27 protein-coding genes are annotated in these 22,689 nt (G+C 73.4%); 15 read left to right on the top strand and 12 right to left on the bottom strand.

From position 1 onward, the window contains the following. Positions 1 to 47: 47 nt before the first annotated feature. The 6 genes from LZG04_RS34605 to LZG04_RS34580 all read right to left on the bottom strand — a co-directional run bounded on the left by LZG04_RS34605 (position 48) and on the right by LZG04_RS34580 (position 5,334). Positions 48 to 1,160, bottom strand: a complete 1,113-nt coding sequence (locus LZG04_RS34605; protein WP_233825163.1) for an LCP family protein — start codon at positions 1,158 to 1,160, stop codon at positions 48 to 50. Positions 1,161 to 1,231: 71 nt separating this feature from the next. Continuing rightward, positions 1,232 to 1,621: a DUF3037 domain-containing protein gene (locus LZG04_RS34600; protein WP_233825161.1), complete on the bottom strand. Its 390-nt coding sequence runs from the start codon at positions 1,619 to 1,621 to the stop codon at positions 1,232 to 1,234. Next, on the bottom strand, positions 1,605 to 2,408 hold the full coding sequence (locus LZG04_RS34595) for a HipA family kinase (RefSeq protein WP_233825322.1): 804 nt from the start codon (positions 2,406 to 2,408) through the stop codon (positions 1,605 to 1,607). The genes LZG04_RS34600 and LZG04_RS34595 overlap by 17 nt, the downstream gene beginning before the upstream one ends. 5 nt (positions 2,409 to 2,413) lie before the next feature. Beyond that, the gene (locus LZG04_RS34590; RefSeq protein ID WP_233825158.1) at positions 2,414 to 3,184 is read right to left on the bottom strand and encodes an SGNH/GDSL hydrolase family protein; all 771 of its coding nucleotides are present in this window, start codon (positions 3,182 to 3,184) and stop codon (positions 2,414 to 2,416) included. A 55-nt stretch (positions 3,185 to 3,239) separates the two neighbouring features. Next, entirely contained in the window at positions 3,240 to 4,322 is a 1,083-nt protein-coding gene (locus tag LZG04_RS34585) for a lactonase family protein (protein ID WP_233825156.1), read from the bottom strand. A gap of 142 nt (positions 4,323 to 4,464) precedes the next feature. Further along, positions 4,465 to 5,334: a PPK2 family polyphosphate kinase gene (locus LZG04_RS34580; protein ID WP_233825154.1), complete on the bottom strand. Its 870-nt coding sequence runs from the start codon at positions 5,332 to 5,334 to the stop codon at positions 4,465 to 4,467. 141 nt (positions 5,335 to 5,475) lie between these two features. Between LZG04_RS34580 and rocD the strand changes: the two genes are divergently transcribed. The 4 genes from rocD to LZG04_RS34560 all read left to right on the top strand — a co-directional run bounded on the left by rocD (position 5,476) and on the right by LZG04_RS34560 (position 9,799). Next, positions 5,476 to 6,705: an ornithine--oxo-acid transaminase gene (gene rocD / locus LZG04_RS34575; protein ID WP_233825152.1), complete on the top strand. Its 1,230-nt coding sequence runs from the start codon at positions 5,476 to 5,478 to the stop codon at positions 6,703 to 6,705. Positions 6,706 to 6,806: 101 nt separating this feature from the next. Beyond that, entirely contained in the window at positions 6,807 to 8,180 is a 1,374-nt protein-coding gene (locus LZG04_RS34570; RefSeq protein ID WP_233825150.1) for a DUF2252 domain-containing protein, read from the top strand. Between the two features lie 82 nt (positions 8,181 to 8,262). Further along, positions 8,263 to 8,967 carry a histidine phosphatase family protein gene (locus LZG04_RS34565; RefSeq protein ID WP_233825148.1) on the top strand — a complete coding sequence of 235 codons (705 nt, stop codon included), beginning with the start codon at positions 8,263 to 8,265 and terminating at the stop codon, positions 8,965 to 8,967. After that, positions 8,945 to 9,799 (top strand): NAD(P)H-hydrate dehydratase, encoded by an 855-nt coding sequence (locus tag LZG04_RS34560; RefSeq protein ID WP_233825146.1) that lies wholly within the window; start codon positions 8,945 to 8,947, stop codon positions 9,797 to 9,799. Before LZG04_RS34565 ends, LZG04_RS34560 begins: the two co-directional genes overlap by 23 nt. On the opposite strand, the gene LZG04_RS34555 is transcribed toward LZG04_RS34560, so the two are convergent. Further along, the gene (locus LZG04_RS34555; protein WP_233825144.1) at positions 9,796 to 10,653 is read right to left on the bottom strand and encodes a heme A synthase; all 858 of its coding nucleotides are present in this window, start codon (positions 10,651 to 10,653) and stop codon (positions 9,796 to 9,798) included. The genes LZG04_RS34560 and LZG04_RS34555 overlap by 4 nt on opposite strands. Positions 10,654 to 10,673: 20 nt before the next feature. Further along, positions 10,674 to 12,311, bottom strand: coding sequence for an ABC-F family ATP-binding cassette domain-containing protein (locus LZG04_RS34550; RefSeq protein WP_233825141.1), 1,638 nt, complete (start codon positions 12,309 to 12,311; stop codon positions 10,674 to 10,676). Positions 12,312 to 12,607: 296 nt separating this feature from the next. Here LZG04_RS34550 and LZG04_RS34545 point away from each other — a divergent pair, with 296 nt between their 5' ends. Beyond that, the gene (locus LZG04_RS34545) at positions 12,608 to 12,925 is read left to right on the top strand and encodes a hypothetical protein (protein WP_233825139.1); all 318 of its coding nucleotides are present in this window, start codon (positions 12,608 to 12,610) and stop codon (positions 12,923 to 12,925) included. Between the two features lie 10 nt (positions 12,926 to 12,935). Here LZG04_RS34545 and LZG04_RS34540 read toward each other — a convergent pair whose 3' ends face one another. Both LZG04_RS34540 and zapE read right to left on the bottom strand, forming a co-directional pair. Continuing rightward, on the bottom strand, positions 12,936 to 13,178 hold the full coding sequence (locus LZG04_RS34540) for a DUF3040 domain-containing protein (protein ID WP_233825137.1): 243 nt from the start codon (positions 13,176 to 13,178) through the stop codon (positions 12,936 to 12,938). Between the two features lie 68 nt (positions 13,179 to 13,246). After that, the gene (gene zapE / locus LZG04_RS34535) at positions 13,247 to 14,254 is read right to left on the bottom strand and encodes a cell division protein ZapE (protein WP_233825135.1); all 1,008 of its coding nucleotides are present in this window, start codon (positions 14,252 to 14,254) and stop codon (positions 13,247 to 13,249) included. Positions 14,255 to 14,293: 39 nt separating this feature from the next. Between zapE and LZG04_RS34530 the strand changes: the two genes are divergently transcribed. The 9 genes from LZG04_RS34530 (at position 14,294) to LZG04_RS34490 (ending at position 18,962) form a co-directional block, all read left to right on the top strand. Next, the gene (locus LZG04_RS34530) at positions 14,294 to 15,067 is read left to right on the top strand and encodes a pyrimidine reductase family protein (RefSeq protein WP_233825320.1); all 774 of its coding nucleotides are present in this window, start codon (positions 14,294 to 14,296) and stop codon (positions 15,065 to 15,067) included. A gap of 54 nt (positions 15,068 to 15,121) precedes the next feature. After that, entirely contained in the window at positions 15,122 to 15,571 is a 450-nt protein-coding gene (locus LZG04_RS34525) for an Asp23/Gls24 family envelope stress response protein (RefSeq protein ID WP_233825133.1), read from the top strand. Between the two features lie 5 nt (positions 15,572 to 15,576). Further along, positions 15,577 to 15,831, top strand: coding sequence for a hypothetical protein (locus LZG04_RS34520; protein ID WP_233825131.1), 255 nt, complete (start codon positions 15,577 to 15,579; stop codon positions 15,829 to 15,831). After that, entirely contained in the window at positions 15,828 to 16,004 is a 177-nt protein-coding gene (locus tag LZG04_RS34515) for a hypothetical protein (protein WP_233825129.1), read from the top strand. Before LZG04_RS34520 ends, LZG04_RS34515 begins: the two co-directional genes overlap by 4 nt. Before the next feature lie 86 nt (positions 16,005 to 16,090). Beyond that, positions 16,091 to 16,342, top strand: coding sequence for an Asp23/Gls24 family envelope stress response protein (locus LZG04_RS34510; protein ID WP_233825127.1), 252 nt, complete (start codon positions 16,091 to 16,093; stop codon positions 16,340 to 16,342). Then, positions 16,343 to 16,846: a DUF6286 domain-containing protein gene (locus LZG04_RS34505; RefSeq protein WP_233825125.1), complete on the top strand. Its 504-nt coding sequence runs from the start codon at positions 16,343 to 16,345 to the stop codon at positions 16,844 to 16,846. Continuing rightward, entirely contained in the window at positions 16,843 to 17,376 is a 534-nt protein-coding gene (locus tag LZG04_RS34500) for an alkaline shock response membrane anchor protein AmaP (protein WP_233825123.1), read from the top strand. Before LZG04_RS34505 ends, LZG04_RS34500 begins: the two co-directional genes overlap by 4 nt. Before the next feature lie 26 nt (positions 17,377 to 17,402). After that, entirely contained in the window at positions 17,403 to 18,476 is a 1,074-nt protein-coding gene (locus tag LZG04_RS34495; protein ID WP_233825121.1) for an ATP-dependent DNA ligase, read from the top strand. Between the two features lie 27 nt (positions 18,477 to 18,503). After that, positions 18,504 to 18,962 carry a hypothetical protein gene (locus LZG04_RS34490; RefSeq protein ID WP_233825119.1) on the top strand — a complete coding sequence of 153 codons (459 nt, stop codon included), beginning with the start codon at positions 18,504 to 18,506 and terminating at the stop codon, positions 18,960 to 18,962. Here LZG04_RS34490 and LZG04_RS34485 read toward each other — a convergent pair. Both LZG04_RS34485 and LZG04_RS34480 read right to left on the bottom strand, forming a co-directional pair. Further along, positions 18,953 to 19,123, bottom strand: a complete 171-nt coding sequence (locus LZG04_RS34485) for a hypothetical protein (protein ID WP_233825117.1) — start codon at positions 19,121 to 19,123, stop codon at positions 18,953 to 18,955. The genes LZG04_RS34490 and LZG04_RS34485 overlap by 10 nt on opposite strands. Beyond that, positions 19,120 to 20,031, bottom strand: a complete 912-nt coding sequence (locus LZG04_RS34480; RefSeq protein WP_233825115.1) for a DMT family transporter — start codon at positions 20,029 to 20,031, stop codon at positions 19,120 to 19,122. The genes LZG04_RS34485 and LZG04_RS34480 overlap by 4 nt, the downstream gene beginning before the upstream one ends. A gap of 135 nt (positions 20,032 to 20,166) precedes the next feature. Between LZG04_RS34480 and LZG04_RS34475 the strand changes: the two genes are divergently transcribed. Beyond that, a complete protein-coding gene (locus LZG04_RS34475; RefSeq protein WP_233825113.1) occupies positions 20,167 to 21,684 on the top strand; it encodes an alpha/beta fold hydrolase in 1,518 nt (505 codons plus the stop codon). The last annotated feature ends 1,005 nt before the right edge of the window (positions 21,685 to 22,689 follow it).

Genomic DNA, 22,689 nt, shown 5'->3' with positions numbered 1-22,689 from the left:
CGGGCCGCCGGGTGTGCCCCGGCGGCCCGTCGGTTTGGTGGGTGGCGCTACTTCGGCTGCGGCAGGAGGTCGGCGGGCACCGGCTCGTCCTTCTCCAGCGCGCCGAACAGGCGCAGCGCGTTCTCCCGGTCCCACTGCACGACCGAGCCCGCGCCCGGCACGGTCGGCGTGCCGCCCACCGGCACGGTCACCGTGTCCACTCCCCCGCCCATCGCGAACGCCATGCCCGCGAGGTGGTGCAGGTGGTCGTCGGAGTTCACCGAGATCGAGTCCGTGCCCGCGAACAGCAGCGGGAACGCCCGGAACGGGTTGGCCAGCGTGCCGAAGCTCGTCGCCTTCTCCGTCAGCGCGGCGAGGAACTTGCGCTGGTTCTCCACCCGTTGCAGGTCGGCCGTGGCGAACGCCCGCGAGCGGACGAAGCCCAATGCCTGCGCGCCGTCGAGCTCCTGGCAGCCCGGCTGGAGGTCCAGCCCCGCCAACGGGTCCTTCATCGGCTCCTCGATGCACATGTCCACGCCGCCGACCGCGTCCACGATGCCCGCGAACCCGCCGAAGCCGACCTCCATGTAGTGGTCGATGTGGATGCCCGTGGCCCCTTCGACGGTCTGCACGAGCAACGACGGCCCGCCGAACGCGAACGCCGCGTTGATCTTGTTCTGGCCGTTGCCGGGGATCGGCACGTAGGAGTCGCGCGGCACACTGACCAAAGTGGACTTCCCGGAGCCCTCCGGGATGTGCAGCAGCATGATGGTGTCCGTGCGCCGCCCGCCCGCGTCACCGGTGGACAGGTCCTGCTTCTGCTCCTCGGTCAGGTCGTCGCGCGCGTCCGACCCGACCAGCAACCAGTTGGTGCCCGGGGTGTCCGCGGGCCTGCCCTCGTAGTCGGCCAGCGCGTCGATCCGGCGCAACGACCCGTCGACGTAGAACCACATGCCCACGCCGAGCACCAGCAGCAGCACCAGGACCACCCCGATGATCCGACCGATCCTCGGCTTGCGGCGGCGCGGCGCGGGACGTGCGGCCTGCTGGTAGGAGGGCTGCCGCGGGTACCCGCCCGGCCCGTGGCCCTGCCGCGGGCCTTGGGGCCCGCGCCGGTGCGGCTGCCCGCCCTGTCGGTACCCGCCTTGCTGATACCCGCCCTGCTGGTATCCGGCGCTCATCACGCGACCCCGTCCGTGTGTCGGTCACTGCTCGCACCTAAAGACGCGGTGCGCGGCAAGAGGTTGCCACCCTAGTGGTCGGGCGGCAGCACCAGCGCGGCCAGCAGGCGGTCCAGCTCGGCCTCCGGGTCGTCGGTGAGGCCGGTGTGCGCGGGCGAGGTCTGCACGATGGTGCTGCGCGGCGCGGTCAGCCAGCGGAACCGCTGACCGGCCGACGTGCGCGACACCGGGCCCGCCTTCGGCACCCCGTCGCACGACAGCCCCAGGTGCTCCAGCGTGGCCCGCAGCACCTCCACGTCCAGGAACGGGTCCAGCGCCAGCACCCGGCGTTCGTCGACGTGCACGCGCGCGCCCAGGAAGTCCAGGTCCTTGCAGTAGACCAGCACGCCGACGTTGACGAACTCGCCGCGCTCCTGCCTGGGCACGGCGCGCAGCACCGCGTACTCAAACACGTGCGGCACGGGCGGCCTCCAGAGCGTCGACCCAGGTCCGCGGCGCGGCCAGGCGGGCGGTGAAGAACGACTCGTACGCCTCGCGCACGGCCTGCGGCGTGCCGAACGCCTCGTCCTGCGCGAGCCACGCGTCGGGCACGAGCGCGAGCACCTCGCGCACGAGGTCGGGCGTGACGCGGGCGGTCAGCTCGGCGTCGACCCCGGCGAGGTCGCCCGCGAACGGCAGCATCAGGTGGTCGGCCGCGTCGAACCGGTAGGTGGCCGCGGGGAACTTCTCCGGCCGCCACGAGTGGTGGAAGTACAGCGACGCGCCGTGGTCGATCAGCCACAGCTCGCGGTGCCACAGCAGGGTGTTCGGGTTGCGCCAGCTGCGGTCGACGTTGAGCGTGAGCGCGTCCAGCCACAGCAGCCGGGCGGCGGTGTCGGCCGACGGCTCACGCACCACGGGGTTGTAGTCGAACGAGCCGGGCAGGTAGTCCAGCCCGAGGTTGAGCCCGCCGCTGGCCTTCAGCAGCTCCTGCACCTCCTGGTCGGGCTCGGCCCGGCCCAGCTCCGGGTCCAGCTCGACCAGCACGATCTCGGGCACCCGGAAGCCGAGGCGCCGGGCCAGCTCGCCGACCACGATCTCGGCGATCAGCGCCTTCACGCCCTGGCCCGCGCCGCGGAACTTGAGCACGTACATGCCGAGGTCGTCGGCCTCGACGAGCCCGGGCAGGGAGCCGCCCTCCCGGAAGGGCGTGACGTAGCGGGTGGCCGCGACCTGGCGCAGCCCTGGTGAGGCATTCACGCCCGGCATCATGGTCAATCGGTGGCGGGCACCGCCAACCGGTTACCGGACGCGGCGGTGGTCAGGGCCGGCAGGTAGCCGGACTCCTGGCCGGCCCGGTTCGGGTGGTAGGAGCGGTCGACCGGGACCAGGACCACGCCGTTCATCCAGGCGTCGGTGGCGCAGACGCCGTGGTCCTCGAACGCCTGCCGCACGTCGGCGAACGTGAAGCCGGCCGCCCGCGCCCGGTCGCCGGTCACCTCGGCCAGCGCGTCGGCCGCCCGGTTGACCGCCTGCCGCTTGCGGCCGCTCATCAGGCACCACGTCTGGAAGGAGAACAGCCTCGGGTAGCCCAGCACCACGACCTTCGCCGACGTCCGGTCGCGCACCGCGTCGTACAGCGCGTCCAACCGGCCCGGCAGCTCGTCCCGGATGAACGCCACGGCCACGTCCACCCGCCGCCCGCACTCTTCCTCGTCGCCCAACGTGCACGTCGTCATCGCATCGCCGAACCCGGCGTCGTTTCCGCCGGCGGTGATGCTGACCAGCGAGGCGTTGGGCGTGATCCGCTCCGCCTGGCCGACCACCTCGTCGGTCGTGGCGCCGGCGCACGCGGCGAACACCAGCGACGCGTTGTTGCGCCGCGCCCACAGCTGCGGGTACGCGTGCGGGCTGCGCCGGCAGTCGTCGGACGCCTCGTCGCCCGCGCCGAGGCCCGCCGCGTAGGAATCGCCCAACGCGACGAGCTCCGGCGCGACCGGGGCGGGGGACAGTGCCATCACCAGTGCGACCACGAGCATCTTCATGCCCCTGGCCTACCACTGTGGACAGTGCCGCCGGCCGAAGTTAACCCGTCGGGAGTTACCTCGTCAGGGCGACGCAGACCGGGATGGGTGACGCCGTGGTGGCCGTGCTCCGCAGCTTCCCGGTCGCCCGGTCCACCGCGAACGCGGTGATCGTGTCGGAGTTCTGGTTGGCCGCCAGCAGGAACCGGCCCGCCGCGTCGAGCACGATGTGCCGGGGGAACTTCCCGCCCACCGGGGTGGCCTCGACCAGCCGCAGCGCCGCGCCGCCGCGTTCCACCGCGAACACGGCCACGCTGTCGTGACCCCGGTTGGACAGGTAGGCGAACCGGCCGTCGGCCGACACCACGATCTCCGCCGGGTAGTTGCGCGGGGTGGTGGGCGCGCCGGCGGGCAGGGTGCTCACCTTCGGGCCGGGCGTGAGCACACCGCGATCGTAGGACGCCACGACGACCGTCGAGTCCAGCTCGTTGGCGATGTAGGCGAACTTGCCCGACGGGTGGAACGCCAAATGCCGCGGCCCCGCACCGGGGTGCACGCGCGCCGAGCCGGCCGCGACCAGCTTGCCCTCGTCGCTGAGCCGGTAGCTGTAGACGGAGTCCGTGCCCAGGTCGACCGCCAGCACGAACTCGCCGGTCGGGTCGGGCAGCACCTGGTGCGCGTGCGGCCCTTCCTGCCGGTCCGGGTCCGGCCCCGCGCCGGAGTGCACGACCAGGTCGGTGCGCTCGCCCAGCCCGCCGCCGTCGAGCACCGGGTGCACGGCCACGCTGCCGGAGCTGTAGTTGGCCGAGAGCAGGAAGCCCTGGTGCAGCGCCAGGTGGCACGGATCCGCGCCACCGGTGCTCCGGCTGCCGATCACCTTGGGCACGCCGTCCGCGCCGACCGCCAGCGCGGTCACCTCGCCGTCGGACTTCTCGTTGACCGCGTACACCCAGCGCCCCGCGTCGATCACGAACGACGGGTTGGGCACGTCCGGGACCACGCCCGTGACGCGCAACCGGCCCGTGGCCGGGTCGTACGCGCCGAGCCCGAGGCCCGTGCCGCCGCCCGCCCAGGACGTGTAGGTGCCCAGGTAGGCGCGGACCTCCTTCCGGCCGTGGCCCACCGCGGACTCGTCCGCTCGCGCGACACCCTCGGTCATCAGCAACCCCGCTCCCACGCCAACGGCCCCCAGGAACCGCCGCCTGTCCACAACCACACCGAACCTCCGCTCGACCGCCCGCGGCGATCCCACAGTGGCCTGGACCACTGCCCTTGAGCAAGAGGCGCAACGAAGATTGCATCTAGCGCAACGGGTCGGCCTCCCGGAGCCGTGCCAACTCGACGGCCGGATCGTACGAGGGTTCGGGGTAGGAGGGCGCGAGGTCCCGCAGCGCCTCCAGCAGCAGCCGCGCCACGACCCAGTTGCGGTACCACTTGCGGTCCGACGGCACGGCGAACCACGGCGCGACCGGCGTCGAGCACTTCACCAGCGCGTCGGAGTACGCGAGCTGGTAGCGGGAGAACTTCGCCCGCACCTCCAGGTCGGCGGGGTTGTACTTCCAGTGCTTGAGCGGGTCCTCCAGCCGGGCGATGAGCCGCTCCCGCTGCCGCTCCGGCGAGATGTGCAGGAAGCACTTGACCGTGGTCACGCCCTGCTCGGCCAGCTCGGCCTCGAACGCGTTGATCTGCCGGTACCGCCGCCGCCACTCGGTCGACGGCACGAGGTTGTCCACCCGCGCGACCAGCACGTCCTCGTAGTGGGAGCGGTCGAACACGCCGATGTAGCCGGGCTGCGGCACCTGGCGGCGGATGCGCCACAGGAAGTCGTGCCGCAGCTCGGCCCGGGTGGGCTTCTTGAACGACGCGATCCGCAGGCCCTGCGGGTTGACCAGGCCCGCGACGTGCCGGATCGTGCCGCCCTTGCCGGAGGTGTCCATGCCCTGGAGCACGAGCAGCACGCGCCGGTTGCCGCCGCCCGTGCCCTCGGCGTACAGCGCTTCCTGGAGTCGGTCGAGCTCCCGACCGATCGCCGCCATGTCGGCCGCGGCGGCGGCCTTGGACTTCGGCCCGACCGGCAGCGCGGCGGGGTCGACCTCGGCCAGGTCGAAGTCCTGGGGCCGCACCCGGAAGGTGTCGGATATCGACTGGACCTGCGTGGACTTGTCGGCCATCGTCGGAGGGTATCCCGCCGATCTTGGCCGTACCGCCTGCGCAACGAATCACCGCGAAACCGTTCGATTGCGCAACGAACATGATGAACGCGCAACGGCTGACGGATGAAATCGCTGGCGCAGGCCCCTTACTGTGGTGACATGACCACCACGGCCGCAGCCCTGAGCTCCTCGCACTTCATCGCGCTCGACGAGGAGTGGAGCACGCACAACTACCACCCGCTGCCGGTCGTGATCTCGCACGGCGAGGGCGCGTGGGTCACCGACGTCGAAGGTCGCCGCTACCTGGACTTCCTGTCCGGCTACTCGTCGCTGAACTTCGGCCACCGCCACCCCGACCTGGTGGCCGCCGCGGTCGAGCAGCTCGGCCGCGTCACGCTCACCAGCCGCGCCTTCCACCACGACCAGTTCGGCCTGTTCTGCCGCGAGCTGGCCGAGCTGACCGGCACCGAGATGGTGCTCGCGATGAACTCCGGCGCGGAAGCCGTCGAGTCCGCGATCAAGGTCGCCCGCAAGTGGGCCTACCGGGTGAAGGGCGTGCCGGACGGCACGGCCGAGATCGTGGTCGCCGGGTCCAACTTCCACGGCCGCACCACCACGATCGTCTCGTTCTCCACCGACGACACCGCGCGCAACGACTTCGGTCCGTTCACGCCGGGCTTCGAGGTCGTCGAGTACGGGTCGCTGCACGCGGTGCGCGACGCGATCACCGAGCGGACGGCGGCGGTCCTGCTGGAGCCGATCCAGGGCGAGGCTGGCGTGGTCGTGCCACCCGCGGGCTACCTCGCCGGGGTGCGGGCGCTGTGCGACGAGCACGACGTGCTGCTGATCGCGGACGAGATCCAGTCGGGCCTGGGCCGCACGGGCGACCTGCTGGCGCTGGACCACGAGGGCGTGCGCGCCGACCTGTACACGCTGGGCAAGGCGTTGGGCGGCGGGATCATGCCGGTGTCGGCGGTGGTCGGCAGCCGCGCGGTGCTGGGCGTGCTGCGGCCCGGCGAGCACGGGTCGACGTTCGGCGGGAACCCGCTGGCGTGCGCGGTCGGGCGGGCCGTGGTGCGGCTGCTGGCGACCGGGGAGTTCCAGCAGCGGTCCCGCGAGCTGGGCGCGCACCTGCACGCGCGGCTGGGCGAGCTGGTCGGGCACGGCGTGGCCGAGGTGCGCGGGCGCGGGCTGTGGGCCGGCGTCGAGATCGCGCCCGGCGGACCGCGCGGCCGGGCGGCGTCGGAGGCGCTGGCCGCGCTCGGCGTGCTGTGCAAGGAGACCCAGGACACCACCCTGCGGGTCGCGCCGCCGCTCGTGGTCACGCGCGAGGAGCTCGACCTCGGCATCGACGCGATCGGCCAGGTTTTGACCACTGTGTCCGATTGACCCGCTTCCGGTCCACACCAGCCGACCACGGACCGTTACCGCAGGTCACAGACGTGTCGCGGCCCACGTATCCCGTGGGCCGGTACCGCATCCTTACCCGCATGGGTGAACGCAAGCGGGCTGAAGCGGCCGTCGCGCTGGGACGGTGGGTGGAGCCGGAAGAGGTCCTGGCGCGCGGCCGCGAGCTGCGGGCGGCGGTGGGCCACGAGGCGCACCGCGCGGTGTCGCTCGCGCCGGACCGGCCCACTGTGGTCGAGTTCATGGACGCGTCGAACCGGGGCCGCCTGCCGCACCTCGTGCCGCTGCGGGTCGGCCGGATGCTCGGGTCGCCGTTCGCGTTCTTCCGGGGCAGCGCCGGGCTGATGGCGGGCGACCTGGCCGTCGGCGCGCGCAGCGGGCTGGACGCGCAGTTGTGCGGCGACGCGCACGCGGCCAACTTCGGCCTCTACGGCACGCCCGAGGGGCGGATCGTGATGGACATCAACGACTTCGACGAGACGCTGCCCGGCCCGTGGGAGTGGGACCTCAAGCGGCTGGCGACCTCGCTGGTGCTGGCGGGCCGGGAAGGCGGCGTGTCGGAGAAGGGCTGCCGCGACGCGGCGTCCGACGCGGTGCGCGCCTACCGGGGCGCGGCACGGCACCTGGCCGAGATCCCGTTCATGGAGTCGTGGAACGCGCTGGGCGACGAGTCGGCGTTGTCCAAGTCCAAGGCCGACGACCTGATGGACGACTTCACCAAGGCCGCGTCCAAGGCGCGCAAGAACACCAGCGCGCGGGTGGCGGCGAAGTGGACGCGGCGCGAGGGCGAGCACATCCGGTTCGTGCCGGACCCGCCGGTGCTGTCCCGGATCCCGGACGGGGAAGCGCGATCCGTCGTGGACGCCCTGCCGTCCTATGTGGACACCTTGCGCGAGTCGCGGTACAACCTGATCATGCGCTACAGCGTGTCGGACGTGGCGTTCCGCGTCGTCGGCACGGGCAGCGTGGGCTGGCGCAACTACCTGGTCCTGTTGCACGGCAACGGTGACGAGGCCCTGGTGTTGCAGGCCAAGGAGGCACGGCCGTCGGCGCTCGCGCCGTTCCTCGGCGCGCCGCCGGTCAAGCACGAGGGCAAGCGGATCGTGCACGGCGCGCGGCTCGTGCAGGCCGAGACCGACATCCTGCTCGGCTGGACCACGATCGAGGGCCGCGACTACATCGTCCGGCAGTTCCGCAACCGCAAGGGCGAGATCGACGCGACCACGTTGAAGCGGGACGACCTGGACGACTACGGCAGGCTCGCGGGCGCGCTGCTGGCCCGCGCGCACAGCCGTTCGGTGGACCCCCGGCTGCTGGCCGGGTACTGCGCGGGCGGTGAGGAGCTGGACGCCGCGATCGCCCGGTACGCGCTGGACTACGCCGACCGCACGTGCGCCGACCACGAGGAGCTGGTCGCGGCGGTCAAGTCCGGTCGACTGCCCGCTGAACGCGAATGACCCGACGGGCCACCGGAAGTTTCCACCTCGGCGGACGTCCCCTGGAATGCCGCCGCGGCCCCGTGCCACTAAGTTCGCTGGGGTGGAGTGGATAGGGGTCATCAGGCACGGCGAGAGCAACGGCAACGTGGCGCGCGAAGCCGCCGAGTCGGCCGGCGACGACGTCATCGACATCGCCGAGCGGGACGCGGACGTGCGGCTGTCCCCCGCCGGCGAGCAGCAGGGCCGGGCACTGGGGCGGTGGTTCGCCTCGATGCCGCCCGAGCGGTGGCCGGACCTGGTCGTGGCCTCGCCGTACCGGCGGGCCCTCGACACCGCCGCGCTGGCACTGCGGGGGCACCCCCGGATGCTGGTCGACGAACGGCTGCGCGACCGCGAACTGGGCGTGCTCGACCTGTTGACCACGCACGGCGTGGCGAACCGGTACCCGGACGAGCTGGTCCGCAAGCGCCGGCTCGGCAAGTTCTACTACCGGCCGCCGGGCGGCGAGTCGTGGGCCGATGTGCTGCTGCGGCTGCGGTCGCTGCTGCGCGACCTCGACGGGCAGCGGGTGCTCCTGTTCGCCCACGAGATCACGCCGTTCCTGCTGCGCTACCTGTTGGAGGGCCTGCCGGAGCGCGACATGCTGGCCTACGCGCACAACTCGACCGTGCCCAACGGCTCGCTGACGTCGTGGCGGCGCGAGGACGGCGTGTGGTTGTTGGAGCGGGAGTTCGAGAGCGACCACTTGATCGAGCACGGCGCCGAGCCCACGGAGACCGAAGATGCCACCACCCGTTCAGCCTGAGCCCATCACGTCGGCCCTGTTGCGGGAGTGGCCGCGAGGACGCGAGGACGGCGGCACCGTGCTGGTCGTGGGCGGGTCACGGCGCGTGCCGGGCGCGGTGCTGCTCAGCGGGATCGCGGCGCTGCGCACCGGCGCGGTGACGCTGCAGCTGGCCGTGGCGGACCGGCACGCCTCCGGCCTCGGCTTGGCGGTGCCCGAAGCCCTGGTGGTCGGCCTGCCGGAGACGGAGTCGGGCGCGGTGTCGCGCGCGGCGGCGGACGAGCTGGGCGACCTGGTGGCGGACGCCTCGGCGGTGGTCATCGGACCCGGCCTGGTCGACCCGGACGAGACGGCCGCCCTGCTGGAGCGGTTGCTGCCCGCGACGCGGGGGCCCGTGGTGCTCGACGCGTTCGCACTGGGCGCGCTGGGCCTGCACCCGTCGCTGGGCGACCCGGTGCGCGGTCGGGTGGTGCTCACGCCGAACGTGGTGGAGGGCGGGTACCTGCTGGGGTCGGAGGTCGAGGACCACGTGGAGGCCGCGGTGGCGATAGCCGGGAAGTACGACACGGTGGTGAACCTGATGGGCGTGGTGGCCGCACCCGACGGCCGGGTCTGGCAGGACGGCACCGGGCACGTCGGGCTGTCCACCTCGGGCAGCGGCGACGTGCTGGCCGGGCTGGTCGGCGGGATGCTGGCCCGCGAGTCCGACCCGGCGCTCGCCACCTGCTGGGCCGGGCACGTGCACGCGATGGCCGGACAGCGCCTGGTGCCGCGCACCGGGCTGACCGGGATGCTGGCCCGCGAGCTGCTGGACGAGGTGCCGCGCGTGCTGGTGGAACTGCGGTCGCGCTAGACGCGCAACGTCCGCACGACCAGGTGGGTGGTGGCCGCGACGACCAACGCGGCCGTCACGACGTGCGCCGCCACCAGCGGCACCGGCAACGCCGACGCCTCCTGCACCGCGCCGATCACGCCCTGGGCCAGCGACAACGCGAGCGCCGCGAACGCGGCCGGGGTGCGCAGCACGATCGCCGCGCCGAGCTGGAGCCCGACCAGCACCACGACGGCCGACGCGTGCAGCGACGCGACCGCGGCGGGGTCGAGGCCGAACCGGAGCGCGTCCTCGTCACCGGCGTGCGGGCCGCTGCCCGTGACCAGCGTGCCCAGCACCAGCACCGCGGCGAGCGCCACGGGCATCGCCGCCGCCCCGATCCGGAGCCGGGCGTCGGCTGGAGCGCGGCGCACCGCGTCGGGCCGGCCGAGCAGGTCGACCAGCACGACGAGCGCCGCCACCAGCGCCATGCTGACCAGGAAGTGGACCGCGACGATCCCGGGCGCGAGCGTGTGCCGCACGCTGAGCCCGCCGATCAGGCCCTGCAAGCCCACGCCGACCAGGACGCCGACGGCCAGCGGCAGCGCCTTCGGCGGGCGTCGCCGGTGCCGGGCCACCGCGACGAGCAAGGCCAGGGTGATCAGCCCGACGACCACGCCGAGCACCCGGTTGCCGAACTCGACCACCCCGTGCACGCCCATCTCCGGCGTGGTGACGAACGAGTCGTCGGTGCACGTGGGCCAGGTCGGGCACCCCAGCCCCGAGCCGGTCAGGCGCACGAGCGCGCCGGTGAGCACGATCAGCACGTTGGCCACGAGCGCCGCGACGGCCGCCGCGTGCGCGGGCTGTCGGACGGTGAGCCGCACAGCGTTCACGTCCGGCAGCGTAGATCGCGCTACCGGGCCCGCTTCACCCGCGTCTCGTCCCACACCGGCTCGTCCACCTCGACCACCTCGCCGTCGGAGCGGAACAGCAGGAACCGGTCGAAGCCGCGGGCGAACCAGCGGTCGTGCGTGACCGCGACGACCGTGCCCGTGAACCCCTCCAGCGCGTCCTGCAACGCCTCGGCCGAGTTCAGGTCGAGGTTGTCGGTCGGCTCGTCGAGCAGCAACAACGTCGCGCCGGACAGCTCCAGCAGCAGCACCTGGAACCGCGCCTGCTGCCCGCCGGACAGCGTCTCGAACCGCTGGTCGCCCTGCTTGCCCAGGCCGTAGCGGCTCAGCACGGACATCGCCGCGCCCCGGTCGAGCCCCTTGCGGCCGCCTTCGCCGTGCCACAGCACGTCGACCAGCGTGCGGCCGATCCACTCCGGGTGCTGGTGGGTCTGCGCGAACAGGCCGGGGACGACCCGGGCGCCGAGCCGGCACACGCCCGTGTGCGCGACGTCGCCGCCGCCGAGCAGCCGCAGGAAGTGGCTCTTGCCGGACCCGTTCGAGCCCAGCACCGCCACCCGGTCGGAGAAGAAGACCTCCACGCTGAACGGCTTCATCAACCCGGTCAGCTCGAGGTCCTCGCAGGTGATCGCGCGGACGCCGGTGCGGCCACCGCGCAGCCTCGGCGCCACCTTCTCGTCGGTGGGCAGCTCCGGAGGCGGGCCCGCCTCCTCGAACCGCTCCAGCTTGGCCCGCATGACCCGGTACTTCGCGGCCATGACCTCGCTGACGCGGGCCTGGATCTGGAGCGTGCGGACCAGCTCCTTGAGGTGGTCGTGCTCCTCGTTCCAGCGGCGGTGCAGCTCGGCCAGGCGTTCGATCCGGGCCGCGCGGGCGGCGTGCCAGGTGCCGAACGAGCCGGCGTGCGTCCAGGCCGAGTGCGCCTCCACCGTGACCACGTGCGTCGCGGCCACGTCGAGCAGCTCCCGGTCGTGGCTGACCAGCAGCACGGCCTTGCCGGTCTCGCGCAGCCGCTCCTCCAGCCACCGCTTGCCCGGCACGTCGAGGTAGTTGTCCGGCTCGTCGAGCAGCAGCACCTGTTCGGGACCGCGCAGCAGCGCTTCGAGCACCAGCCGCTTCTGCTCGCCGCCGGACAGCGTGCGGACCTCGCGGAACCGGGCCCGGTCGAACGGCACGCCCAGCGCGGCGACCGTGACGGTGTCCCACAGCACCTCGGCGTCGTACCCGCCGACCTCGCCCCACGCGGTGATCGCGTCGGCGTAGCGCATCTGGGTCGGCTCGTCGTCGTTCTCCATGAGCTGGAGCTCGACCTCGTCCAACGCCTTCGCCGCGGCCCGCAGCGGCGCCGGTGACGCGGCCAGCAGCAGGTCGCGCACGGTGCTCTCGTCGCGGACCGAGCCGACGAACTGCGGCATCACGCCCAGGCCGCCCTGCACGCGGACGCTGCCCGCGGTCGGGGTCAGCTCGTCGGACAGGATCCGCAGCAGCGTCGTCTTGCCGACGCCGTTCGCGCCGACCAGGGCGACCACGCTGTTCGTGCCCACCTTGAACGACACGTCGCGGAACAGCTCGCGACCGTCGGGCAGGCGGAAGGCGAGGCCGTTCGCGTCCAGGTATCCCACCCGCGCATGGTCGGCCATGGCCACCGCGGATGGCCAGCGGATTTGGCCGTATCTGCGAACTGTGACGCGACTCCCTCGTGCACAGGCGGTTCACGGGGAGGGTTCGGCGATGGTTTCGGTCGACCTGCGCTGGTCGAGGAGGTGCTGCGGCCCAGGGTGGACATCCGCACGCTGCCGCCGTGCGTGCGGCCGCCGCGGCAGGAGACCGACGCGTGGACGCTGGCCGCGTGCAGGTGCTGCTGGACTTCTACCGCTAGCGCTACGACCAGGAGCGGCTGGCGTCGGAGCTGGGGCTGGGCACCGAGGAGGCGCCGGTGCGCGGCACGGGGGGCGACGTGGCGCCGGCCGTGCGGGAGCTGACCGGCAAGGCGCTGTCCGTGCGGGTGTCGACCGCGCCGACGTTCACCGAGTACCTGGCCGAGGTGCGTGAGGAGCGGCCGTCCATCAGCTTCGTGCCCGGTCACGCGCGGGTCGTCACCGGGTGCACGCGGATGAGCTCGTTGCGGCTGATGGGCGCGGGCTTCGCCGGGTTGCTGGTCCAGGACCCCGCGGAAGGGGTGGTGCGGTGGGAGAACTACGACGCGATGGCGTGCGTGGGCAGCTGCACGGCCAGCGTGCGCCTGGTGCCGTGACGCTGCCCGCTCACCGCCAGGTGGAGCCGCGCATCAGCAGCAGCAACGCGCCGAACCCCAGCGACGCCAGGGCGGGTCCGAACGCGCCGAGGAACAGCAGCAGCACGCCCAGGCCGGCGAACGTGGCCACGAGGGCGTAGCTGAGCACCGGGTGCCGGGGTTTCCCGGCGACGAGCGCCGAGGCCAGGCCCGGCTCCTCGTCCGCGAGTCTGCTCTCGATCTCACTGAGGGTGCGGCGTTCCGCTTCGCTCATCACGGCCGTGGGATACCCGGCGCCCCACCCCCAAAACCACCCCCGATCGGGGGTCTGAGCAGGCAAGATCAGCGCGAGAGGGCCACCAGTCGCGATACCGCCCGCAGGTATTTCTTGCGGTAGCCGCCGCGCAGCATCTCGGCGGTGAACAGCTCCGAGAGCGGCTCGCCGGACACCGCCACCGGGATGTCCCGGTCGTAGAGCCGGTCGCCCAGCGCCACCAGCCGCAACGCCACCGCCTGGTCGGGTGCGGGCCGCACGTCGCGCAGGTGCACCGCCGTGACGCCGTCCACGAGCCGGCCGTAGCTCGACGGGTGCATCCGGGCCAGCGCGGCGCACAGGTCGGCGAAGTCGTCCAACGTGCTGCCGGGCGTGCTGCGGGCCTTGGCCACCAGGTCCTCGTTGGTCATCGGCGGCGGCGCGTCCGGCAGGCCGCGGTGGCGGTAGTCGGGCCCGTCGACCCGGACCACGGTGAACTTCGCCGACATCGACTGGATCTCGCGCAGGAAGTCGGCGGCGGCGAACCGGCCCTCCCCCAGCTTGTCCGGCAGCGTGTTCGACGTGGCCGCGACCGACACGCCCGCCGCGGTCAGCTCCTTGATCAGGCGGGTGACCAGCATCGTGTCGCCCGGGTCGTCCAGCTCGAACTCGTCGATCGCGAGCAGCTTGTGCGACGACAGCCTGCGCACCGTCTCGCCGAAGCCCAGCGCGCCGACCAGGTTGGTCAGCTCCACGAACGTGCCGTAGGACTTGGGCCCGGGCACCGCGTGCCACAGCGAGGCCAGCAGGTGGGTCTTGCCGACGCCGAACCCGCCGTCGAGGTACAGGCCCGGTTTGGCTTCGTCGGACGAGCGCTTGAACAGCCGGCCCAGCACGCCGCGGCCGCCGCCCTCGGACACGCGTTCGGCGAACTCACGGCACGCCCGCACGGCCGCCGCCTGGCTGGGCTCGTCCGGGTTGGGCAGGTAGGTGTCGAACCGCACGGCGTCGAAGCGGGGCGGCGGGACCATCGCGTCCACCAGCTCGTCCGCGGCGACGTGCGGGGTTCGGTCGGACAGGCGCGGCGGGGCGGACATGACCGGATCGTAACGGCGTGCTGGGATGTGGCGGTGCGGATGTTGTGGCCACCACGTGACGGCGAGATCACCGACGACGAGCTGGAGCGGCTCTACGACTACCCCGACGGGCTCGACCGGCCGTGGGTGCAGGTCAACTTCGTGTCCAGCGTGGACGGTGCGGTGTCGGTGGCCGGGCGGTCGGAGGGCCTGGGCAACGACGCCGACCGCCGGGTGTTCATGCTCGGCCGCGACCTCTGCGACGTGGTGCTCGTCGGCGCGGGCACGGCCCTGGTCGAGGGCTACCACGGGGTCAAGGCGGGCGAGGTGCGCGCGTCGCGGCGGGCCAGGCTGGGCCTCGCGCCCGTGCCGCCGATCGCCGTGGTGACCGGGCGGTGCTCGATCCTGCCCACGTCCACGCTGCTGACCAGCACGTCCGCACCGCCGATCATCCTCACCACGCGGGCCGCGCCCCGGGAGCGGCGGGACGCCCTGGCGGCCGCCGGCGCGGACGTGGTCGTGGCCGGTGAGGAGACCGTGTCCATGGACCTGGCGCTGCGGGCGCTGGACGAGCGCGGGCTGCGCCGGGTCGACTGCGAGGGCGGGCCGCACGTGCTCGGCGCGCTGATCGACGCGGACCTGGTGGACGTGCTGTGCGTGACGTTCTCGCCGCTGCTGGCGGGCGGCGACGCCGGTCGGATCGCGGTCGGGCCGCTGCCGCCGTCACCCCGGTCGATGGAGCTGGAATCGGTGCTGCACCACGAAAGCGCGCTCCTGCTGCGGTACCGGAAGGTGACGCCTGATCCGGTGACATCGGGCACATCACCGGCCTGAGCCCGATACGGTCCGCACCCGAACGGGCACGCACCGATTCGGAGGGGATCAGCCGTGGCTCAGAGCACCGCCGTGAAGCCGGAGACCGGCGCCGCGCGTTCGGCCGACGACGCCGAGCAGGGCAGGACCACGATCGCGTCGTCGGTCGTGCAGAAGGTCGCGGGCATCGCGGCACGGGAGATCTCCGGCGTGCACGCCGTGGGCGGCGGCGTGTCGCGGGCGTTCGGCGCGCTGCGCGAGCGGATCCCGGGCGCGGGCACCGCGAGCACCGCGGGCGTGGCCGTCGAGGTGGGCGAGAAGCAGGCCGCGGTCGACCTGGACATCATCGTCGAGTACGGCGCGAGCATCGTCGACCTGGCGCGGGCCGTGCGGCGCAACGTGATCGGGCAGGTGGAGCGGATGACCGGGCTGGAGGTCATCGAGGTCAACATCGCGGTCAACGACATCCACCTGCCCGAGGACGACGACGACCACGAGTCGACCACGGGCTCCCGGGTCGAGTGACGGACGTGTCGGAGGCCGTCGAGGCGGCGTTGCTCGCCCACCCGGACGTGGCGCGGCTGGACGGCGCGATCGCCTCCTACCTGCCGGGGCGGCGCGTGGACGGCGTCCGGGTCGGCGACCGGGTGGAGGTGGCGGTGGTGCTGCGCCCCGGTCGGCCGATCGGCGAGGTGGTGCCGGAGCTGCGGGCGCGGGTGGCCGGGGTGGCCGGCCCGGCGCCGGTGGACGTCGTGGTGGCCGACGTGGAGTGGGAGTGCACATGAGCGCAACGCAGACCGGGCTGCTCGCCGGGCTGGTCCTGGGCCTGGCGGCGACCGGCGGGTTCACCGCGTTCCTGGTGACGCTGGCCGTCGGCGTGATCGGGCTGGTCGTGGGCCGGGTCCTCGACGGACAGCTCGACCTGGGCGACCTGCTCGGCCGGGGCCGCGACAAGTGACGCGCGCGGACGGGGCCGTCGCGGCGCGCCCGGGCGCGGGCGATGCCGGGGGCTCGCTGGAGATTCACCCGAACGTGGTGCGGAAGGTGGCCGCGCGGGCCGTCCGCCTCGTGCCCGGCGCGGAGCCGAGCGCGGCGGTCAAGGTCGGCGAGGACGGCGGTGACCTGGAGCTCGCGGTGAGGTTGGCGTTGCGCTGGCCGTCGCCGGTGCGCACCGCCGCGGCGGACGTGCGGCGACGCGTCACCGAGGAGGTCGAGCGGATCACCGGCTACCGGGTCCGGTCGGTCGCCGTCACGGTCGCCGCCCTGCACGCCGAGACCCGGCCGCGGGTGGTGTAGGTGCGGATCCTGCTGCGGGTGTTGTCGCCGGTGCTCGGGGTGGCGCTGGCCGCCGCCGGCGCGCTGCTGGCCGCCGTGGTCGTCCGCCACTGGTCCGGGCGCGGGTGGCCGGTGCGGGCGGACTGGTCCTCGGTCGACCGGCCGGTGCTCCTCGTCGGCGCGTGCCTGGCCGTCGGCGGGCTGTTCCTGCTGGTCGTGGCGTCACGGGCCGGGGCGCGGCAGGTGCCGTTGGACGACCCGGCCGACGGCGTCCGCGTGGTCACCACGCCGACGTCGCTGGCCCGCGTGGTTGGGCACCGGGTGCGCGCGGAGGACGGCGTGCTGGACGCGTCGGTCACCGCGTCGCGGCGCCGGGTGCGGGTCCGGGCGACCAGCCGCTTGCACGACGAGGCGACGTTGCGGCCCCGGCTGCTGGAGGTGGCCGAGGCGGCGGTGGCGGACCTGCCGATGCCCGTGCGGCCGAAGGTGTCGGTCGTCGTCATCTCGCCCAAGGACCGCCCGTGAACCGCCCGAACCGCACCGAACGGGTGATGGCCGCCGTGCTGGGCGCGATCGCCCTGCTGGTCGGCGGCGCCGCCGTGGCGCTGCACCGCTTCGAGGTGGACCGACCGGTGCTGGACCCGGTCGCGCTGGGCTGGGCCCGCGCGCACCTGCTGCCGGTCCGGATCGGGCTGATCGCGCTCGGTGTGCTGGCCGTCGTCCTCGGGCTGCGGTGGGCCTGGTGCGCGATCCGCCCCGAACGGCACCCGGACGTGCTGCTGGACGACGTCGTGGTGACCGCCAAGGCGCTCGCGGCGGCGGTGCGGGCCGACGCCGAGCAGGTCGACGGCGTGGCGGGGGCCAAGGTGGCGGTGGTGGGCAGGCCCGCGCTGCGGCTGCGGCTCACCCTGCGCCACGGCGCGGACGTGACCGGCGTGTGGCGGCAGTTGGACGACCGGGTGCTGTCCCGGGCACGGGCCGCGCTCGGCGTCGACGTGCTGCCCGCCGCCGTGCGGCTCGATCTGGCCAAGAGGGAGCGCCAACGCGTGCGCTAGGCCGGTTCACCAGGCAGGATGGCCGGGTGGCGCTCCCGTTGACCCCTCCCGTGCAGCCGATGCTGGCCAACTCGGTGGACCGGATCCCGACCGGCGCGGACCTGGTGTTCGAGCCGAAGTGGGACGGCTACCGCTGCCTGGTGTTCCGCGACGGCGACGAGGTGTACCTGCAGTCGCGCAGCGGCAAGCCGCTCAACCGGTACTTCCCGGAGGCCGAGTCCGCGCTCAAGCGCACCCTGCCGCCCCGGGTCGTGGTCGACGGCGAGCTGGTCGTGGCCAAGGACGACAAGCTGGACTTCGACGCGCTGTCCGAGCGCATCCACCCGGCGGAGAGCCGCGTGCGGCTGCTGGCGGAGCAGACGCCCGCCAGCTTCGTGGCGTTCGACGTGCTCGCCGTGGGTGACGACCTGCTGCTCGACCGGCCGTGCACCGAACGCCGGTCCACGTTGGAGGGCCTGGTCACGCCCGGCGACGGCCTCTACCTCACGCCCGCGACCACCGACGGCGACCTGGCCGCGCAGTGGTTCGAGCTGTTCGAGGGCGCGGGCCTGGACGGGGTCATCGGCAAGCCCGCCGGCGGTGAGTACACGCCCGGCAAGCGCACGATGATCAAGGTCAAGCACGCGCGCACCGCCGAGTGCGTGGTGGCCGGGCTGCGCTGGCACAAGGACACCGAGCCGGGCACGGCGGTCGGCTCGCTGCTGCTGGGCCTGCACGACGACGCGGGCGTGCTGCACCACGTCGGCGTGGTCGGCTCGTTCAAGGCGGCCGAGCGGCGCGCGTTGGCCGAGGAGTTCAAGGACCTGATCACCACCGGCGAGCACCCGTGGCTGGTGGAGCCGGACGGCCGCCGCCTGCCCGGCGAGATCAACCGGTGGCGCGGCAAGCACGCCGACTGGGTGCCGTTGCGGCCCGAGCGCGTGCTGGAGATCGCGTACTCGCAGACCGAGGGCGCGGCGCCGGCCCGGCTGCGGCACAACGGCCAGTTCCGCCGCTGGCGGCCCGACCGCGACCCGGCGTCGTGCCGCTACGACCAGCTCGACCAGCCCGCGCGGTACGACGTGGAATCGGTGCTGCGCGGCGAAGTGCGCCCCGCGTGACCGCTCGGGTGAGTACCGTCATGGCCCGTGGCTGATGTGGACGCGCTCATCCGGGAACTGGACGACCGGATGCAACACGACTGCCGGCGGTTGTCGACGTGGCGGGTCGTGCACCGGACGACCGGGCTGTGCTACACCGTCGTGCTGATCCTGGTGCCCGCCGTGCTGGCGGTGGGCTTCACCTCGTCGGAGACGGCGCTGGGCAAGGTGCTGCTGCTCGCCGCGGCCGTGGTCGGCGGCCTGAACGTGACGTTCAAGCCCTACCTGCACAGCATCAAGCGGCGCGGCGACGTCAACACCATGCGGCGGCTGCGCGACGAGTTCCGCGCCGACGTGGCCGCGGCGGACGGCGACGCGCTGGCCGTGTACCGCAAGTACTCGGCGGCCTACGCGACGATCTTCGAGGAGCGCGGCGGCGCGCTCGTCGACGGCAGGCTCGGCGTCGAGGAACCGACACCCGAGCCGACCGCCCGGCTTCAAGCCTGAGCGGCGCGGACCTTCGCCACGAACTCGGCCACGCCCTGACGTGCGACTTCACGTCCGATCACGTCGAGCGGCAGGTCGTCGAGCCGCCGGAACCGCACGTAGAGCGAGGTGTGGTTCTTCTGCGACGCGAGCGACACGTACCCGAGCGGCTGACCGCTCACACCTCCGGTCTCGCGGTCCGGGTCGCCCCGACCGACGCGAGCACCACGCAGAACACCGCCAGCCACTGCGCCGGGTGCAGCGCCTCGTGCAGCACCACCAGCCCGGCCAGCGCCGCCACCGCGGGCTCCAGGCTCATCAGGATGCCGAACACGCGCGGCGGGATCTTGCGCAACGCCTCCAGCTCCAGCGAGTACGGGATCACCGACGACAGCAGCGCCACCGCCGCGCCCGCGACGAGCACCACCGGGTCGAGCAGCATCGTGCCCGCCTCGGCGACGCCGAACGGCAGCGCCAGCAGCGCGCCCACCGCCATCGCCAGCGCCAGGCCCTTGCCGTCGGACGTGCGGTTGCCCAGCGCCGCGGTCAGCAGGATGTACCCGGCCCAGCACGCGCCCGCGCCCGCCGCGAACAGCACGCCCGTCAGCGACAGGCCCCCGTCGACCCTGGTCAGCAGCAGCACGCCGGCCGCCGCGAGCAGCGCCCACACCCCGTCCAGCCAGCGCCGCGACCCCACCACGGCCACCGCCAGCGGCCCCAGGAACTCGATGGTGACCGCCGCGCCCAGCGGGATGTGCTTGATCGCCTGGTAGAAGCTCAGGTTCATCGCGCCGAGCACCAGGCCGTAGCCGACGATCACCGCGTACGTGCGCCGGTCCAGCCGCAGCGACGGGCGCCACACCAGCAGCAGGATCACGGCGGCCAGCACGAGCCGCAGCGTGACCGTGCCCGTCGCGCCCGCCAGGGTGAACAGCTGCTTGGCCACCGCCGCGCCGATCTGGACGCTGACCACGCCCAGCAGCACCAGGGCGGGCGGCGGGATCGCGCCGAACGCCCTGGCGGCGAGCGTGAGCGGACCGGAGCCGCGCAGCTTGCGCTCCGGGAGGCCTTCGACGTGCACCGTGACCATGGCGACATCCTCCCCCAGCCCGCTCACCGAAGTCTCACCTGGACTGTGTGAGGCTCTGCACGGACCCACGGGCAACCCGACGCCGTGGGAGAGAGCGAGGGGACCGCTGTGCCGCGTCGGCGTCACGCCACTTGGATGCTGGTGGCCCTGAGCGCGCTGGCCGCGTGCAGCGCGGGTCCGTCGACCCGGCCGGTGATCGCCGTGCACGGTGACGGTGACGAACCCTCGACCGCCGCCGTCCCGCCCGGCCCGCGCGAGATCCCGCCGCTGGAGAACTACGAGGCCCCGGGGCTGGCCTGGTCGCCGTGCACGGACGCGACGCGGGCGCGGATGGGTGACTCGGCCCCGGCGGGCACGTGGGAGTACGAGTGCGCGCGGCTCACCGTGCGGCTGGACATGCCGAGCCGTCCCGGGCGGGGCAGCCTGGGCATGTCGCTGCTGCGCGTCGGCACCGGCGGCAGCCCGCTGGTGGTGGTCGGCGAGGCCGGTGGCGAGCCGGGGACGGTGAAGGCGGCGCGGCTGGCGGCGAGCCTGCCCGCCTCGGTGCTGAGCGCGTTCACCGTGATCGGGGTGGACCGGCGGGGCACCGGTGGGTCGGACCCGGTGCAGTGCGTGCCGGACGCGGCGCGCCAGGGGATCGTGGAGGCCGATCCGGGCGCGGAGTCGCACGAGGATCTGGTCGACGCGTACGCGCTGGCGAGCCGCGAGTGCGTGCTCGACATGGAGAACCGGCTGCCCGCGGTGGACTCGTGGCGGGCGTCGGCGGACCTGGAGCAGTTGCGCGAGGCGCTGCACGTGCCGCACCTGAACGCGATCGGCTACGGCGAGGGGTCGCGGGTGCTGACGCTGTACGCGTCGCGGTTCCCGGACCGGATCGGGCGGATGGTGTTCGACGGCGCGCCGGACCCGACGCTGGACGCGACGGTGGTGGCGCAGACGCGGGCGGTGGCGGCGGAGGAGACGTTCTCGGCGTTCCAGAAGGACTGCGTGATCCGCGGGTGCCCGTTGGGTGCCGGTGCGACGGATCGGTTCAAGGCGTTGCTGGAGTCGTTGCGCGACCGGCCGTTGCGGGGCGGTGACTTCGACCTCACGCCGGGGACCGCCACGCAGGCGGTGCTGGCCGGCCTGGCGGACCGGTCGCGGTGGGGTGCGCTGGCGGAGGCGATCGTGGCGGCGGAAGGCGGGGACGGGTCCAAGCTGAGCGCGTTCGTCGGGCCGTTGCTGCTGGAGCAGGACGACGACCCGCCGCGCATCGACGCCAGGATCATCACGGGCTGCAACGACACGACGACCCGCGTTCCACCCGAACGAGTGGCCGGCCTGACCGCGGACTGGCGGACCAAGCAACCGCTGTTCGGCGCCCACTTCGCCCGCGAGCTGCTGTCCTGCGGCCCCTTCCCCGTGCCGCAGCAGGTCAAGGTGCCGAGGCTGGTGGGCGCACCCCCGATCCTCGTCCTGACCACGGCCACCGACCCCGTGACGCCGCGGGAGGGCAGCGAACGTGCCGCCCAGGTCCTGCCGGCCGGGGTCGTGGTGGGGTGGCAGGGGGGCGGTCACGGCGCTCTCGGCCAGTCGGCGTGCGCGACGAAGGCGGCGGAGGAGTTCTTGGTGAACGCCAAGGTCCCGTCCAGCGGCACCGTCTGCCCCCCGTGACCGCTGTTCGCCGTTCACGCAGGTCAGCCCACCTCTGCCCGCCGAACCTCGAACACGATCGGGTGATCATGCCCCGACAATGTACGGAAACACTGTTACGGCCACTCGGTTAAAACGAGCAGCCCCCCGCAACCACCGCCGACCGCCAACCGCAACCGACCACAACCACGATCGACCACAGGTGAGCCGGTGGCCGGGATCGCGGACCAACGGGATGCGGGCCAGCCCACTGGAATGCCATGGCGCACAAGGCGAACGCGGCACCAGATCGGCCGGCTTGCGCCGCGGGCCCGAGCCACCACGCCCAGCCACCGATCCAGCCACCGATCCAACCGGCACACCCGACCGCCGCACCCAGCCGCCGAGCGAAACGCCACACCCGACCGCCGCACCCAGCCACCAAGCCCGACCGCCACACCCAGCCGCTGCGCCAAGCCACCGCGCCGAGCCAGGATGCGGGCCAGAGCCGTTACGCCGAGCGAAGAGGCGAGCCAAAGCCGCTACGCCGAATCGTCCGGCCGCTACGGCGAATCGTCCGGCCGCCAAGCCGCTTGGCGGCCGGGACACGGCGCTCGGCCGAGCCGCGAGAGAGCGGAGGGTGCCAGCAGGGGTCGAAGACTTTGCGCGCCAACGCGCACGGTGTGGGGCCGGTCCGGTGGCGGGGATTGGTGCGGATGAGTGGCCGCAGCGGCGATGGGGTGTGTGCATGCGCGCGCGTGTCTGCGTGTGTGCGTGCACTTGGCGGCCCTCGGTGGGTGCCGGCATCGGGCGGCGAGTTGTTGTGTGGCCTGGGCCGGTGTCGCGAACGGGTGGATTGCGAAGGTGAGGTGGGGTGGGAACCCGGCTCGGGGCGGTGTTTTGGGGCCCGGGTGGTGGGTTCCGGGCCCCGGCGCGCTGGGGCGGCCGGGGCCGGTGTGGTGTTGTCAGGTGGAGCGGTCGGCTAGCAGCTCGAGCAACACCCGCAGCCCGGGCCCGTGCAGCCGGTGCAGCAGCCGCAGCTGCCGA

The organism is Saccharothrix sp. S26 (genome assembly GCF_021390395.1).
Taxonomy (GTDB): Bacteria; Actinomycetota; Actinomycetes; order Mycobacteriales; family Pseudonocardiaceae; genus Actinosynnema.
Note: the sequence above shows the minus strand (reverse complement) of the source record. Positions and strands in the feature narration are given on the sequence as shown.

What these genes read in the sequence shown, in the direction of transcription:
- LZG04_RS34605 (WP_233825163.1), bottom strand. Translation starts at nt 1,160, where the DNA reads ATGAGCGCCGGATACCAGCAGGGCGGGTATCAGCAAGGCGGGTACCGA.
- LZG04_RS34595 (WP_233825322.1), bottom strand. Translation starts at nt 2,408, where the DNA reads ATGCCGGGCGTGAATGCCTCACCAGGGCTGCGCCAGGTCGCGGCCACC.
- LZG04_RS34590 (WP_233825158.1), bottom strand. Translation starts at nt 3,184, where the DNA reads ATGAAGATGCTCGTGGTCGCACTGGTGATGGCACTGTCCCCCGCCCCG.
- LZG04_RS34585 (WP_233825156.1), bottom strand. Translation starts at nt 4,322, where the DNA reads ATGACCGAGGGTGTCGCGCGAGCGGACGAGTCCGCGGTGGGCCACGGC.
- LZG04_RS34580 (WP_233825154.1), bottom strand. Translation starts at nt 5,334, where the DNA reads ATGGCCGACAAGTCCACGCAGGTCCAGTCGATATCCGACACCTTCCGG.
- rocD (WP_233825152.1), top strand. Translation starts at nt 5,476, where the DNA reads ATGACCACCACGGCCGCAGCCCTGAGCTCCTCGCACTTCATCGCGCTC.
- LZG04_RS34570 (WP_233825150.1), top strand. Translation starts at nt 6,807, where the DNA reads ATGGGTGAACGCAAGCGGGCTGAAGCGGCCGTCGCGCTGGGACGGTGG.
- LZG04_RS34560 (WP_233825146.1), top strand. Translation starts at nt 8,945, where the DNA reads ATGCCACCACCCGTTCAGCCTGAGCCCATCACGTCGGCCCTGTTGCGG.
- LZG04_RS34550 (WP_233825141.1), bottom strand. Translation starts at nt 12,311, where the DNA reads ATGGCCGACCATGCGCGGGTGGGATACCTGGACGCGAACGGCCTCGCC.
- LZG04_RS34540 (WP_233825137.1), bottom strand. Translation starts at nt 13,178, where the DNA reads ATGAGCGAAGCGGAACGCCGCACCCTCAGTGAGATCGAGAGCAGACTC.
- zapE (WP_233825135.1), bottom strand. Translation starts at nt 14,254, where the DNA reads ATGTCCGCCCCGCCGCGCCTGTCCGACCGAACCCCGCACGTCGCCGCG.
- LZG04_RS34530 (WP_233825320.1), top strand. Translation starts at nt 14,294, where the DNA reads ATGTTGTGGCCACCACGTGACGGCGAGATCACCGACGACGAGCTGGAG.
- LZG04_RS34515 (WP_233825129.1), top strand. Translation starts at nt 15,828, where the DNA reads ATGAGCGCAACGCAGACCGGGCTGCTCGCCGGGCTGGTCCTGGGCCTG.
- LZG04_RS34480 (WP_233825115.1), bottom strand. Translation starts at nt 20,031, where the DNA reads ATGGTCACGGTGCACGTCGAAGGCCTCCCGGAGCGCAAGCTGCGCGGC.
- LZG04_RS34475 (WP_233825113.1), top strand. Translation starts at nt 20,167, where the DNA reads ATGCTGGTGGCCCTGAGCGCGCTGGCCGCGTGCAGCGCGGGTCCGTCG.